This is a genomic window from Streptomyces sp. NPDC005004, assembly GCF_053600675.1.
This window is the reverse complement of the sequence record NZ_JBSGAH010000008.1, coordinates 120370-133045: the sequence shown is the minus strand read 5'-3', so window position 1 is coordinate 133045 and position 12676 is coordinate 120370. Positions and strand designations below refer to the sequence as shown.

The following is a 12676-nucleotide window of genomic DNA, read 5'->3' as shown; positions in this document are numbered from 1 at the left end:
CAGCCCCTTCTCGGTGCAGCCGTACAGCCATGCGGCCGTGCAGCCGTGTGGGCGTTCGGGTGTCAGTCGCGGCGCCCGTTCAGCGCCGGGCCGCCGAGCCCGGCCGGGAGGCCGCCCGTGCCGCCGTCGGCCGCGCCGCCGCCGCCCGTGGCGTCCCCGCCGGTCGCGCCGCCGGGGGTGCCGCCGGTGGCCGCGCCTCCCGTGGCGTCTCCGCCGGTCGCCGCCCCGCCGGTGGTGGGGGCGCCGCCGTTGGCGGCACCGCCGTCGGTCGGGGTGCCGCCGGTCGCGCCGCCGTCGGTGGGCGTGCCGGTGGCCGCGCCGCCGGTCTGGCCGCCGTCGGTCGGCGTGGCGCCCTGGCTGGGCGTGCCGGTGGCGGTGCCGCCGTCCTGGCCCGCGTCGGTGCCGGGCTCGGTGGGAGCCAGGGTGGCGGGGGCTTCGACCTCGGCGCCCTGCTGGAGGTCCAGGTCGAAGTTGGCGGCGGGCTTTCCGCTGAGGGCGTCCTTCGTGTACTGCGCCCAGATCGCGGTGGGCGGGCCGCCGCCGTTCATGCGGGGCTGGCCGAGGGCGCCGTACAGCGGCTGGTGCTGTGCCGTGACCGGGTCCTGGCCCATGACCGCGACGACGGTGGCCAGGTCGGGCGTGTATCCGGCGAACCAGGCGGCGGTGTCGCGTTCGGCGGTGCCGGTCTTGCCCGCGGCCGGACGGCCGGCGGCCTTCGCGGCCATGGCGGTACCGGTCTCGACGACGCTCTGGAGCACGGAGGTGGTGGTGTCGGCGGCCTCTCGGCTGACGACCTGCTTGGACTGCCCGCCGGGGAGGGTCACCGGGACGCCGCCCTTGGTGACCTTGTCGATGAGGGTGTACGTGCCGTGCCGGCCGTGGTTGGCGAGGGTGGCGTACGCCTGGGCCATCTCCAGGACGCTGGCGTTGGCGGTGCCGAGCGCGATGGACGGCGAGGGGTACATGTCCGGGGTGTCGGCGGGGATGCCGAGGTCGACCGCGGTCTTCTTGACCTTGGCGCCGGTGACGTCGGCGGCCATCTGCGCGTACACCGAGTTCACCGACAGGTCGGTGGCCTTGCGGACGGTGATCTGGCCGTACGACTTCTGGTCCTCGTTCTCCGGGGCGTAGGCGCCGCCGCTCCAGCCCTGTACGGGGCGCTTGTTGGTGCCGTCGTAGTAGGTGTTGGGGCTGATCGGCTTGCCGTCCTGGGTGGTGGAGCCGTTCTGGACCGCCGAGGTGAACACGAACGGCTTGAAGGTGGAGCCGACCTGGAAGTCACCGCGGGTGGCACCGTTGGTGTACTGCTTCAGGTAGTCGATGCCGCCGTAGATCGCGACGACGCGGCCGGTCTTGGGGTCGATGGACGCGCCGCCCGCGCGGACGTAGGTGTCGGCCTTGTTGTTCTTGTTCAGCTTGGACATGAGCTGGTCGTTGACGGCCTTGACGAAGTCGTCCTGCTTGTCCTTCTGGATGGTGGTCGTGATGCGGTAACCACCGCGTGTCATCTGCTCCTTGGTGAGGATGTGGTTGTCGGTGAGGTAGTCCTTGACCGCCTCGACGAGGTAACCGCGCTGGCCGGAGAGGCCGGTGGAGATGGTCTGTTCCTTCGGCATGGGGAACTTCAGGCCGGCGCGCTCGGACTGTGACAGCCAGCCCTTCTTGACCATGCCGTTCAGGACGTAGTTCCAACGGGCCACGGCGGCGGGCTTGTTCTCGGGGTGGGCGACGACGTCGTACTCGCTGGGCGCGTTGACGAGCGCGGCGAGGTAGGCGGCGTGGGCGGCGTCGAGCTTGACGGCGTCCTTGCCGTAGTACGCCTGGGCGGCGGCCTGGATGCCGTAGGCGCCGCGGCCGAAGAAGCTGGTGTTGAGGTAGCCCTGGAGGATCTCGTCCTTGGACTTCTCGCGGCCGAGCTTGACCGAGATGAAGAACTCCTTGGCCTTGCGGGTCAGGGTCTGTTCCTGGGCCAGGTAGTAGTTCTTCACGTACTGCTGGGTGATGGTGGAGCCGGACTGCTTGCCCTTGCCGGTGGCCATGTTCCAGCCCGCGCGGAGCATCGCCTTGGGGTCGACGGCGGGCTCGGTGTAGAAGTCCCGGTCCTCGGCGGCGAGTACGGCGTGCTGGGCGTTCTTGGAGACCTCGGCGAGGTTGACGTTCTCGCGGTTGACCTGGCTGTCGCGGGTGTCGCGGGCGAGCTGGGAGCCGTCGGCGTAGAGGTAGACGTTGCTCTGCTTCGTGGCGAGGGCGTTGGCGGGCGGGATCTTCACCATCGAGTAGCCGAGGAAGAAGAGCCCGACGAGCAGCAGCGCGCCGACGACGACGGTGCCGAGGATCAGGCGCCAGCCGGGGACGAAGCGGCGCCAGCCGGTGCGCTTGGGCTTCTTGCCCTTGCCGCCGCTGCCGCCGTCGCCGCTGCCGCTGCCGCTTGCCGCGGTGGCGGTCTCGGGGGCGGTGTCCGGGGTGCGGGGGATCACGCTGGTGGCCGCGGCCGCGGCGGTGCTTCCGGTACCGGTGACGGTGGGGGCGGCGGGCGTGGTGGTCTGCTTGTCCCCCTGGCGGGGCGCGCTGACGCGCCGGAGCACCTGCGTGTGCTCGTCGGCGGGCGGCTCGGCCTTGGGGTCCTTGATCCGGCGCAGCACCTGGGTGCTCTCGGTGGCCGGGGGCTCGCTCTTGTTCCCGTCCTTGGCGCCCTGGGGTGCCTTGATCCGCCGGAGCACCTGCGTGCTCTCGGCGGCGGGCGTCTCCTCGGCACCGGAACGGGGGCCGGGGACGGAGGGGGTCTGGGCGGTGCCCTGCTTGGCGCCGGGGGCGCCCGAGGACGAACGGCCGGACTGGGGGGCCGGGTTGGGGCGACCGGAGGGGTCGGCACCGGGTCCCTGACCGGGGCGTCCGGTGCCGCCGGACTGGCCGGTCCGGCCCGGGCGGGACGGGCCGCCGAACGGGGCTGCCTGGTCGCCCTGAGCCGGACGCTCGGCGCCGGAGCCCTGAGAGCCCTGGCCGCCCTGACCGGGACGGCTGCCCTGGCCGGTCTGGCCCGGGCGGGATGAGCGACCGAAGGGGGATGCCTGGCCGTCCCGCGTCGCGCGCTCGGCACCAGCCCCCTGGGAGGTCTGGCCGTCCTGCGCGGAGCGGGTCCCGTCACCGGTCCGGCCGCTCTGCCCGGGGCGACCCGCGCCGCCGGACGGGGACGCCTGACCGCCCTGGCCCGGACGGCTCGCGCCGCCGAGCCGGGCTGCCCGGCCGCCCTGCGTCGAGCTCTCGGAACCGGCGCCCTGGGGCGCCTGGCCGGTCTGGCCCGGACGGTCGGCAGTACGAGCCGCCGACGGCTCCTGGCCCTGGCGGCCCGCGCCTGCGGACTGGCCCGCTCGGTCGGCACCGGCGCCCTGCCCCTGTGGGGCCTGTCCACCGGAACGTGCGCGGTCCGCGCCCGCGGCCCGGGCGTCCTGGCCGTCGCGGCCGGTGCCGACCGAGCCGGAACCCTGCGCCGCACGGCCCGCACCGGAGCCCTGCGAGGACGCGGGGTCGGTGCCGTCGGCCCGACCGCCCTGGGCCGGACGGCCCGGACCACCGGTCCGACCGCTCTGGCTGCCCTGCCCCGGGCCACCCGTACCGGAACCCTGGCCCTGTCGGCCGCCCTGTCCCGGGCGCTCCGCGCCGGACGCCGGAGCCGGGCGGTCGGCGCCCCCGGTACCCCCGGCGGGGCGGCCCGCAGGGCCGTCGGTCCGGGCCGGGCGGCCCGCGTCACGTGGCTGGTCCCCCTGGTCCGCCCCATCCCCCGGGCGCCCGGGGACGCGGCGGGAATCGCCCGCGTCCCCGGGGGTCCGGGGGGCCGGCTTCGCCTGGTGGCCCGGGGTTTCGGGCCCCTCAGCCGGCTGCGGTGCGCCGGGCGCCCCGCCCTCGGTCGGCCGATGCGGCTGCTCGTCGCTCATCTCGTGCACGGACTCCTGTTTCGCGTCGTACGTTTCCGTACGCCTCGTACGCCTACCTGCGCCCCCAGTTTGAAGACTCTCGTACCTGGCATTCCGTTCCCGGATTCAGGCACGCTTCCGGCACGGAAAATGCGTGGCCGGCCGCCGGGCCTCCGGACTAGGCTCCTGCGCTTCGGTGTCGAAGAGTCCAGGAGGTGGACCGACATGAGCGCGGGACGGTTGTACGCGGCCGTCGCAGCAGGGGGATTCAGACGGTACGCGACCTACCGGGCCGCCACTGCGGCAGGGGTGTTCACCAACACCGTCTTCGGACTCGTCATCGTCTCCACCTACCGCGCCCTGTGGGACGCCCGTCCGCACCTCGGGGGGTACGACGAGGCGCAGGCCGTGACCTACGTGTGGCTGGGCCAGGCGCTGCTGTCGACGCTCGCGATCGGCGGCGGGGGCGCCGAGGAGGAGTTGATGGAACGCATCCGTACGGGTGATGTGGCGATCGACCTGTACCGGCCCGCGGATCTCCAACTGTGGTGGCTGGCCTCGGATCTGGGGCGGGCGTTCTTCCAGTTGCTGGGGCGCGGGGTCGTGCCGTTCGTGGTCGGCGTCCTGTGTTTCCCGGCGTATCTGCCCACGGACGCGGGCACGTGGCTGGCCTTCCTCGTCGCCGTCGTCCTGGCCATGCTGGTGGGCTTCGGCATCCGCTACCTCGTCGCGCTGAGCGCGTTCTGGCTCATGGACGGCGTAGGAATGGCCCAAATGGCCTGGTTGGCGGGGGTGTTCTGCTCGGGGATGCTGCTGCCGCTGAACGTGTTCCCGGGCGCGCTCGGCGAGGTCGTGCGCGCGCTGCCGTGGTCCTCGCTGCTCCAGGGCCCGGCGGACGTGCTGCTGGGACGGGCGGACCCGCTGGAGACGTATCTGTTCCAGGGCGCGTGGGCGGTGGCGCTGCTCGGTGCGGGCAGGCTGCTGCAGTCGGCGGCGACGCGGCGGGTGGTGGTTCAGGGTGGCTGAGGACACCGTGAGCCGGGTGCGCGAGGGCGCCCGCGCCTACCGGCTGGTCGCGGGCATGTGGCTGCGCTCGACGATGGCGTACCGGGCCTCGTTCGCGATGACCGCGTTCGGGAACTTCGCGGCGACCTCCTTCGACTTCGTGGCGATCATGCTGATGTTCTCGCGGGTGGAGCGGCTGGGCGGCTGGGCGCTGCCGGAGGTGGCGTTCCTGTACGGCCTGTCGGGACTGTCCTTCGGCCTGGCCGACCTGGCGATCGGTTCGATGGACCGCCTCGGCCGCCGGGTGCGCGACGGCACGCTGGACACCCTCCTGGTCCGCCCGGCGCCGGTCCTCGCGCAGGTGGCGGCGGACAAGTTCGCGCTGCGGCGGCTGGGCCGGGTGACCCAGGGCGCGCTGGTCCTCGGCTGGTCGCTGTCCAGGCTGGACGTCGACTGGACGGCGCCGAAGCTGCTCCTGCTGCCGGTGACGGTGGTGAGCGGGTTCGGGATCTTCTGCGCGGTGTTCGTGGCGGGGGCGGCGTTCCAGTTCGTGGCGCAGGACGCCTCGGAGGTGCAGAACGCGTTCACCTACGGCGGGACGACGCTGCTCCAGTACCCGCCGACGGTGTTCGGGCGGGAGCTGGTGCGCGGGGTGACGTTCGTGCTGCCGCTGGCCTTCGTCAACTGGCTGCCCGCCTGTTACGTGCTGGGGCGGCCGTATCCGCTGCGTCTGCCGGAGTGGGTGGCGTTCGCGCCGCTGCCGGTGGCGGTGGGCTGCTGCGCGCTGGCGGGGCTGGCGTGGCGGGCGGGACTTCGTTCGTATCGGAGCACAGGGAGCTAGCGGATGGCGGACGCTGATTTCATCGCGCTGGAGAAGGTGGAGAAGGTCTTCCGGGTGCGCAGGAAGACCGGGTTCCTGAAGCGGGAGCGGCGCGAGGTGCGGGCGGTGGACTCGCTGTCGTTCACGGTGGCGCGCGGCGAGATGGTGGGGTACATCGGTCCGAACGGCGCGGGGAAGTCGACCACGATCAAGATGCTGACCGGCATCCTGACGCCGAGCGCGGGCCGGCTGCGGGTGGCCGGGATCGACCCCTCGCGGGAGCGGAGCCGCCTCGCGCACCGGATCGGTGTGGTGTTCGGGCAGCGTACGACGCTGTGGTGGGACCTGCCGTTGATCGACTCGTACCGGCTGGCGCACCGCATGTACCGCGTCCCGGACGCCCGTTACCGGGAGAACCTGGAGCGCTGCGTCGAACTGCTGGAGCTGCGGGACCTGTTGGACGTGCCGGTGCGCCAGTTGTCGCTCGGCCAGCGGATGCGCGGTGACATCGCGGCGGCGCTGCTGCACGATCCCGAGGTCCTGTACCTGGACGAGCCGACGATCGGTCTGGACGTGGTGTCCAAGGCCAAGGTCCGGGGTTTCCTCAAGGAGTTGAACTCCGAGCGGGGCACGACCGTCCTGCTGACCACCCACGACCTCCAGGACATCGAGCAGTTGTGCTCACGGGTGATGGTGATCGACCACGGCAGGCTGATGTACGACGGTCCGCTGGCCGGGCTGCACGAGGCCGCGGAGGGCGAGCGGACGCTGGTGGTGGACCTGGAGCGGGAACTGCCGCCGGTGGAGGTGCCCTCGGCGCGGGTGGTGCGGGTGGAGGGGCCCCGGCAGTGGCTGGCGTTCCCGGCGGGACAGTCGGCGGCGCCGCTGGTGGCGCATCTGGCGGCGGCCTATCCACTGGTCGACCTCTCGGTGCGCGAACCCGACATCGAGTCGGTCATCGCCAAGATGTACGCGGAGAAGGCGGTCTCGTAGTCTGCTGTCATGACCGACGACGCCGTTCCGGACCTTCGTTCTCCCGATGCCGTCCCGGACCTCAGGGCCTCCGACGCGGACCGTGAGCGCGTCGCCGAGGTGCTGCGCGACGCGCTCGCCGAAGGGCGCCTGGACATGCAGGAGTTCGAGGAGCGGCTGGAGGGCGCGTACACGGCGCGTACGTACGGCGAGCTGGCTCCGCTGACCCGGGATCTTCCGGTGGCGGGGGTTGCGGCGCCGTCGCCGGTGTCGTTCGTCAAGCAGCCTGTCGCCGAGGGGAGTTGGGCCTCGCGGATCACCGGCGGCGAGGGTTCCTCGACGGGCGCGGTAGCGGTGCTGTCGGGCTTCCAGCGCAAGGGGCGCTGGACGATGCCGAAGAAGTTCACCTGCTTCGCGTTCATGGGCGGCGGCGAGATCGACCTGCGCGAGGCGTACTTCGCGGACCGCGAGGTCGAGATCAAGTGCGTCGCGGTCATGGGCGGTATGGAGGTGACCGTGCCGCCGGGTGTCGAGGTGGTGGTGCGCGGCATCGGCGTGATGGGCGGTTTCGAGCACCCCGAGTGGGACGAGCCGGGCGAGCCCGGGGCGCCACGGGTGATCATCAGCGGGTTCGCCTTCTGGGGCGGGGTCGGTGTCGAGCGCAAGGTGACCCGGGCCGAGCGGCTGCGCCTGAAGGAGTTGCGCCGCCAGGAGCGGCACCTGCGCCGTCAGGAACGGCACGAGCGGCGCTGCGCCCGCCGCGAGGAGCAGCGGGAGCGCCACCGGGGCCGTTGAGGCCCGACGCCCTTACGGCGTGCAGACCTTGGTGAGTTCGCCCGCCGCGTCGGTCACCGGCGTGACGTCCGGGGTGGCGTCGCCGTCCTTGATGGCCCGGCGGACGCCCGCCACGGCGTGGTCCAGGTGGTCGACGGCTTTGTTGACGTCGGCGTCGTCGGTCCTGTCGCCGATCCGGTCGAGGTCCTTCTGGATGGCGTCGAGGGAGGAGTCGGCCCGGGTCGGGTCGTCGCTCGCGTTCTCCACCGCCTGCTGGAGGTCGGTGACGCTGTCGGCGACGGAGTCGGCGGTCCGCACGCAGTCCAGGGCCTTGTCCACGGCGCCGCAGCCGGTGAGCCCGGCGGTGAGCGCGGCGGCCGCCAGTGCGGCGGCGATGGCGGTGGTACGGCGGCGGCCGGCGGCCATGTCGTGCTCCTCCCCTGGTGCAGCTGGCCGGGCGCGCGGTCTTTCGGCCGCGCGCCCGTACCGTCACAGACGCCGTGGGACGAGCGGGGGTTGCCCGGGGCGCCCCCTTGTCTTGACCGCCGCTTTGCCTATGCGCCGAGGGTGGTCTCGAGCGCGGCCCGCTGGAGCAGGGCGAGTTCGTCGCAGCCGGTGACGGCGAGGTCGAGCAGGGCGTTCAGCTCGTCGCGGGCGAAGGGCTCGGCCTCGGCGGTGCCCTGGACCTCGACGAAGCGGCCGTCGCCGGTGCAGACGACGTTCATGTCGGTCTCGGCGCGCACGTCCTCCTCGTAGCAGAGGTCGAGCAGCGGGACGCCGCCGACGATGCCGACGGAGACGGCGCTGACGGTGCCGGTGAGCGGCTTGCGGCCGGGCTTGACGAGCTTCTTGGCTTGCGCCCACGCGACGGCGTCGGCGAGGGCGACGTAGGCGCCGGTGATGGCGGCGGTGCGGGTGCCGCCGTCGGCCTGGAGGACGTCGCAGTCGAGGACGATGGTGTTCTCGCCGAGCGCCTTGTAGTCGATGACGGCGCGCAGGGAGCGGCCGACGAGGCGGGAGATCTCGTGGGTGCGGCCGCCGATCTTGCCGCGCACGGACTCGCGGTCGCCGCGGGTGTTGGTGGAGCGGGGCAGCATGGAGTACTCGGCGGTCACCCAGCCCTCGCCGCTGCCCTTGCGCCAGCGGGGGACGCCTTCGGTGACGGTGGCGGTGCAGAAGACCTTGGTGTCGCCGAAGGAGACGAGGACGGAGCCCTCGGCGTGCTTGCTCCAGCCGCGTTCGATGGTGACAGGGCGGAGCTGTTCGGGCGTGCGGCCGTCGATGCGAGACATGGGGACGACCCTATCGGGCGCGGGCGGGGTCCCTTTCCCCCGCGGGCGCGACGAAGGGCTCCTTCCCGGTCGGGAGGGAAGGAGCCCCTGCGCGGCGAGCCGGTCGGCTCACATCATGTCTTCGATCTCCGCGGCGATCGGGTCGGCGTCGGTGCCGATGACGACCTGGATGGCGTTGCCCATCTTGACGACACCGTGGGCGCCCGCGGCCTTCAGGGCGGCGTCGTCGACCAGGGAGGCGTCGTGGACCTCGGTCCGCAGGCGGGTGATGCAGCCCTCGATCTCGTCGATGTTCTCGATGCCGCCGAGCCCGGCGACGATCTTCTCAGCCTTGGTGGCCATGTTCCTTCTCCCTGATCCGAACCCATCGGGACCGCTGCCGGTCCGCGGACTGGTCTACACCACGGCCCCGACCCCCGCCAAACCCCCCGGTTCTCACGGGTTCCTTATATCGACGCCATCGTGCTACAAACAGGTCTACACCACTGAGTGGTGTAGACCATCACCGATGGAGGACGTATGAGCACCGCCACCGCAGAGGCGGCCCCCGCAAAGAAGCGGGGATCGGGCCTGTTCCAGGGCCTGCAGAAGGTCGGCCGGAGCCTTCAGCTCCCGATCGCCGTACTGCCGGCGGCTGGCATCCTGCTCCGCTTCGGTCAGGACGACATTCACGACAAGCTGCATCTGCCCGCCAAGGTCACGGCGGTCTTCGCCACGGCAGGCGGCGCGATCTTCGACAACCTGCCCCTTCTCTTCTGTGTCGGCGTCGCCATCGGCTTCGCCAAGAAGGCGGACGGCTCCACCGCGCTCGCCGCGCTGGTCGGTTTCCTGGTGTACAGCAACGTCCTGAAGGCGTTCCCGGTCACCGAGGCGAAGGTCCAGAAGGGCGCGGACATCGCCGCGACCTACAATAACCCCGGCGTTCTCGGCGGCGTCATCATGGGTCTGCTGGCCGCCGTGCTCTGGCAGCGCTACCACCGCAAGCGGCTGGTCGACTGGCTCGGCTTCTTCAACGGCCGCCGTCTGGTGCCGATCATCATGGCCTTCGTCGGCACGCTGGTCGGTGTCGTCTTCGGTCTGATCTGGGAGCCGATCGGCAAGGGCATCTCCAGCTTCGGCGAGTGGATGACGGGCCTCGGCGCCTTCGGTGCCGGTCTGTTCGGTCTGGTCAACCGTGCGCTGATCCCGGTCGGCATGCACCAGTTCGTGAACGCCGTCTCCTGGTTCCAGCTCGGTGACTTCAAGAACGCGGCCGGCGACATCGTCCACGGCGACCTGAACCGCTTCTTCGCCGGTGACCCGACCGCCGGACAGTTCATGTCGGGCTTCTTCCCGATCATGATGTTTGGCCTCCCGGCCGCCGCCATCGCCATCGCGCACTCCGCCCGCCCCGAGCGCCGCAAGGCCGTCATGGGCATGATGATCTCGCTCGCCCTCACCTCCTTCGTGACCGGCGTGACGGAGCCCATCGAGTTCTCCTTCATGTTCATCGCGCCGGTGCTCTACGCGATCCACGCGGTGCTGACCGCCCTGTCGATGGCCATCACCTGGGCCCTGGGCGTACACGCGGGCTTCACCTTCTCCGCCGGTGCCATCGACTACGTACTGAACTGGAACCTGGCCACCAAGCCGTGGCTGATCATCCCGATCGGCCTGGTGTTCGCGGCGGTCTACTACGTGCTCTTCCGCTTCGCGATCACCAAGTTCGACCTGCCGACCCCGGGCCGTGAGCCCGAGGAGGAGGTGGAGGACCTCACCAAGGCGTGAGCCCTCCCCCAGCGAACGGCCGAAGGCCCCGGAGACCGATGAGGTCCCGGGGCCTTCGTCATGCCGCACGGCGTTCGCGGGCGCCGTGCGGCTACAGCTCGTACGTCGTCCGCGGCGTCGCCAGTTCCACCGGCCCCGCGTACGCCGCGCGGGCGTCCGCCAGGTTGATCCCGGGGTCGGTCCACGGGGGGATGTGGGTGAGGAGCAGGAGACCGGCGCCCGCGCGGGTCGCCGTCTCGCCGGCCTCGCGGCCGTTGAGGTGGAGGTCGGGGATGTTCTCCTTGCCGTGGGTGAAGGCGGCCTCGCACAGGAAGAGGTCGGTGTCCCGGGCCAGCTCGTCCAGCGCCTCGCACACGCCGGTGTCGCCGGAGTACGTCAGGGACTTGCCCTCGTGCTCGATGCGGATGGCGTACGCCTCGACAGGGTGCCGGACCCGCTCGGTGTGCACGGTGAACGGGCCGATCTCGAAGGTGGACGGCTTGACCGTGTGGAAGTCGAAGACCTCGCTCATGGAGGACGCCGAGGGGGTGTCGGCGTAGGCCGTGGTCAGCCGGTGCTCGGTGCCCTCGGGGCCGTAGACCGGGATGGGGGCGCAGCGGCCGCCTTCGTGCCGGTAGTAGCGCGCGACGAAGTAGGCGCACATGTCGATGCAGTGGTCGGCGTGCAGGTGGCTGAGGAAGATCGCGTCGAGGTCGTAGAGACCGATGTGGCGCTGCAACTCGCCGAGGGCGCCGTTGCCCATGTCGAGAAGCAGCCGGAAGCCGTCGGCCTCGACGAGGTAGCTCGAACAGGCCGATTCCGCGGACGGGAACGACCCCGAGCAGCCGACGACGGTGAGCTTCATGAAGCAGAAACCTCCGTTGGCGGGGGACGGATGGGCGGATTACGGAAGGGCGGGGCGTGCGGTTCGTCGAGCGTAAGGCGCGAAAGCACGGGTCGCTCCTCCGCCCGGCGTCGTTGTGGGCGAACTCACCTGCGGTGTCACCGGTTCGGCTGGATCGGGGGCGCGTTGGGATGCGCCAAGGGCGCGCGAGGGGCGGCGCGCGCCGGTAACGTCGTCCTCATGGACACGTCCTGGTGGCTCGCGCTCGCGGCGGTGGTGCTGCTCGCGCTGGTCGCCACGCTGGTGGACGGCTGGGGGCGCGGTCACCGCCCGCGCGGGCGGCGGCTGCGGCCGCCCGGCCGGCCCGCGCCGGGTCCCCGGCCGGGGACCCGGTCCCGGGGCGGCGCACGGACTCTGACGGACCGTCCGCGACCGGGTGACATCTGGTGGGCCGACGTGCCCTACGAGGACCGGCCGGAGTCCAAGGACCGGCCGTGTCTGGTGCTGTCCGTGCGCGGCGACCGGGTCACGGTCGCGAAGATCACCAGCAAGTACCACGACCAGCACGCCGGGGTCATCCCGCTGCCGCCCGGCTCCGTGGGCGACGCCCAGGGGCGCCCCAGCTTCCTACGCACCGACGAACTGCGCGAGGTCCGCGTGCGCGACTTCCGGCGCCGGGTGGGCGTGGTCGACCCGGCCCTGTGGGACCAGGTCCGCCACCTGGCGCGCTAGGAAGCGTCTTCCCCCGGGGGTCGGCACACGGCCTTGCCCCCGCCCCTGCGGGAACCCTCCCGGAGAGCGTCCGGCGACCGTGCCCGCTCCCCCCGTGGCTAGCCGATCCGGACCGTGACCTGGAACTCCTGGATGCCCTTGCAGGAGACGCCGCCCGGCTTGGTGGGCCGGGCGCACAGGGGGCGGCTGGAGGTCAGGTGGACCGTGCCGGTGGCGGCGGCGCGGTAGGCGGCGGTGGCGTCGCCGGGCTGGAGGACGATCCCGGCGTTGATCGCGGTCAGCGCGTTGCCGCTCGTGCGGACCGGCTCCCAGGGGCGGGACTTGGTGCCGTCGAGGGTGAGCCGCAGCTCGCCGCCCCGCTTGAGGCACACCGTCTTCCCCGCCGCGGCGGAGGTCAGCCGCACCTCGTCCGCGCAGCCGCCCGAGCGCGAGGGGACGGCGGACGGCTTGGTCGAGGCCGAGGGCGTGGACTGGCTGCCACAGCCTGCGAGCAGCAGGAGCAGGGCCGTCGCCGCGAGGGCGCGGGACGTCGTACGGCGCATGGGGTCCGCCTCTCCGTCGTGGCCGGTGCCACTCGGCA

At 72.2% G+C, this 12676-nt stretch carries 12 protein-coding genes; 6 read left to right on the top strand and 6 right to left on the bottom strand.

From position 1 onward, the window contains the following. Positions 1–62: 62 nt before the first annotated feature. On the bottom strand, positions 63–2474 hold the full coding sequence (locus ACWEEU_RS13575) for a transglycosylase domain-containing protein (protein ID WP_451732109.1): 2412 nt from the start codon (positions 2472–2474) through the stop codon (positions 63–65). Between the two features lie 1662 nt (positions 2475–4136). On the opposite strand from ACWEEU_RS13575, the gene ACWEEU_RS13570 reads away from it, so the two are divergent. From ACWEEU_RS13570 to ACWEEU_RS13555, 4 genes are read left to right on the top strand one after another with little or no spacing between them, the layout of a single operon-like run. Next, a complete protein-coding gene (locus ACWEEU_RS13570; protein ID WP_385745275.1) occupies positions 4137–4937 on the top strand; it encodes an ABC transporter permease in 801 nt (266 codons plus the stop codon). 55 nt (positions 4938–4992) lie between these two features. Next, positions 4993–5757: an ABC transporter permease gene (locus tag ACWEEU_RS13565; RefSeq protein WP_451732106.1), complete on the top strand. Its 765-nt coding sequence runs from the start codon at positions 4993–4995 to the stop codon at positions 5755–5757. Between the two features lie 3 nt (positions 5758–5760). Next, a complete protein-coding gene (locus tag ACWEEU_RS13560) occupies positions 5761–6729 on the top strand; it encodes an ABC transporter ATP-binding protein (RefSeq protein WP_385745272.1) in 969 nt (322 codons plus the stop codon). Between the two features lie 9 nt (positions 6730–6738). Further along, positions 6739–7503 carry a DUF1707 SHOCT-like domain-containing protein gene (locus ACWEEU_RS13555; protein WP_385745270.1) on the top strand — a complete coding sequence of 255 codons (765 nt, stop codon included), beginning with the start codon at positions 6739–6741 and terminating at the stop codon, positions 7501–7503. Positions 7504–7515: 12 nt separating this feature from the next. On the opposite strand, the gene ACWEEU_RS13550 is transcribed toward ACWEEU_RS13555, so the two are convergent. The 3 genes from ACWEEU_RS13550 to ACWEEU_RS13540 all read right to left on the bottom strand — a co-directional run bounded on the left by ACWEEU_RS13550 (position 7516) and on the right by ACWEEU_RS13540 (position 9116). Continuing rightward, entirely contained in the window at positions 7516–7908 is a 393-nt protein-coding gene (locus ACWEEU_RS13550) for a hypothetical protein (RefSeq protein WP_451731763.1), read from the bottom strand. A 128-nt stretch (positions 7909–8036) separates the two neighbouring features. Then, positions 8037–8774, bottom strand: coding sequence for a ribonuclease PH (gene rph, locus ACWEEU_RS13545; protein WP_451731760.1), 738 nt, complete (start codon positions 8772–8774; stop codon positions 8037–8039). 108 nt (positions 8775–8882) lie between these two features. Next, positions 8883–9116: a glucose PTS transporter subunit EIIB gene (locus tag ACWEEU_RS13540; RefSeq protein ID WP_018549655.1), complete on the bottom strand. Its 234-nt coding sequence runs from the start codon at positions 9114–9116 to the stop codon at positions 8883–8885. 177 nt (positions 9117–9293) lie between these two features. Here ACWEEU_RS13540 and ACWEEU_RS13535 point away from each other — a divergent pair, with 177 nt between their 5' ends. Continuing rightward, on the top strand, positions 9294–10541 hold the full coding sequence (locus tag ACWEEU_RS13535) for a PTS transporter subunit EIIC (RefSeq protein WP_385745263.1): 1248 nt from the start codon (positions 9294–9296) through the stop codon (positions 10539–10541). Between the two features lie 91 nt (positions 10542–10632). Here the strand turns inward: ACWEEU_RS13535 and ACWEEU_RS13530 are convergent, their stop codons facing one another. Then, positions 10633–11385, bottom strand: coding sequence for an MBL fold metallo-hydrolase (locus ACWEEU_RS13530; RefSeq protein ID WP_451731756.1), 753 nt, complete (start codon positions 11383–11385; stop codon positions 10633–10635). Between the two features lie 219 nt (positions 11386–11604). On the opposite strand from ACWEEU_RS13530, the gene ACWEEU_RS13525 reads away from it, so the two are divergent. Next, the gene (locus ACWEEU_RS13525; RefSeq protein WP_451731753.1) at positions 11605–12096 is read left to right on the top strand and encodes a type II toxin-antitoxin system PemK/MazF family toxin; all 492 of its coding nucleotides are present in this window, start codon (positions 11605–11607) and stop codon (positions 12094–12096) included. A gap of 98 nt (positions 12097–12194) precedes the next feature. Here the strand turns inward: ACWEEU_RS13525 and ACWEEU_RS13520 are convergent, their stop codons facing one another. Further along, positions 12195–12638, bottom strand: coding sequence for a hypothetical protein (locus tag ACWEEU_RS13520; RefSeq protein ID WP_451731750.1), 444 nt, complete (start codon positions 12636–12638; stop codon positions 12195–12197). Positions 12639–12676: the final 38 nt, after the last annotated feature.

What these genes read in the sequence shown, in the direction of transcription:
- ACWEEU_RS13520 (WP_451731750.1), bottom strand. Translation starts at nt 12,638, where the DNA reads ATGCGCCGTACGACGTCCCGCGCCCTCGCGGCGACGGCCCTGCTCCTG.
- ACWEEU_RS13535 (WP_385745263.1), top strand. Translation starts at nt 9,294, where the DNA reads ATGAGCACCGCCACCGCAGAGGCGGCCCCCGCAAAGAAGCGGGGATCG.
- rph (WP_451731760.1), bottom strand. Translation starts at nt 8,774, where the DNA reads ATGTCTCGCATCGACGGCCGCACGCCCGAACAGCTCCGCCCTGTCACC.
- ACWEEU_RS13560 (WP_385745272.1), top strand. Translation starts at nt 5,761, where the DNA reads ATGGCGGACGCTGATTTCATCGCGCTGGAGAAGGTGGAGAAGGTCTTC.
- ACWEEU_RS13540 (WP_018549655.1), bottom strand. Translation starts at nt 9,116, where the DNA reads ATGGCCACCAAGGCTGAGAAGATCGTCGCCGGGCTCGGCGGCATCGAG.
- ACWEEU_RS13530 (WP_451731756.1), bottom strand. Translation starts at nt 11,385, where the DNA reads ATGAAGCTCACCGTCGTCGGCTGCTCGGGGTCGTTCCCGTCCGCGGAA.
- ACWEEU_RS13550 (WP_451731763.1), bottom strand. Translation starts at nt 7,908, where the DNA reads ATGGCCGCCGGCCGCCGCCGTACCACCGCCATCGCCGCCGCACTGGCG.
- ACWEEU_RS13525 (WP_451731753.1), top strand. Translation starts at nt 11,605, where the DNA reads ATGGACACGTCCTGGTGGCTCGCGCTCGCGGCGGTGGTGCTGCTCGCG.
- ACWEEU_RS13570 (WP_385745275.1), top strand. Translation starts at nt 4,137, where the DNA reads ATGAGCGCGGGACGGTTGTACGCGGCCGTCGCAGCAGGGGGATTCAGA.
- ACWEEU_RS13555 (WP_385745270.1), top strand. Translation starts at nt 6,739, where the DNA reads ATGACCGACGACGCCGTTCCGGACCTTCGTTCTCCCGATGCCGTCCCG.
- ACWEEU_RS13565 (WP_451732106.1), top strand. Translation starts at nt 4,993, where the DNA reads ATGTGGCTGCGCTCGACGATGGCGTACCGGGCCTCGTTCGCGATGACC.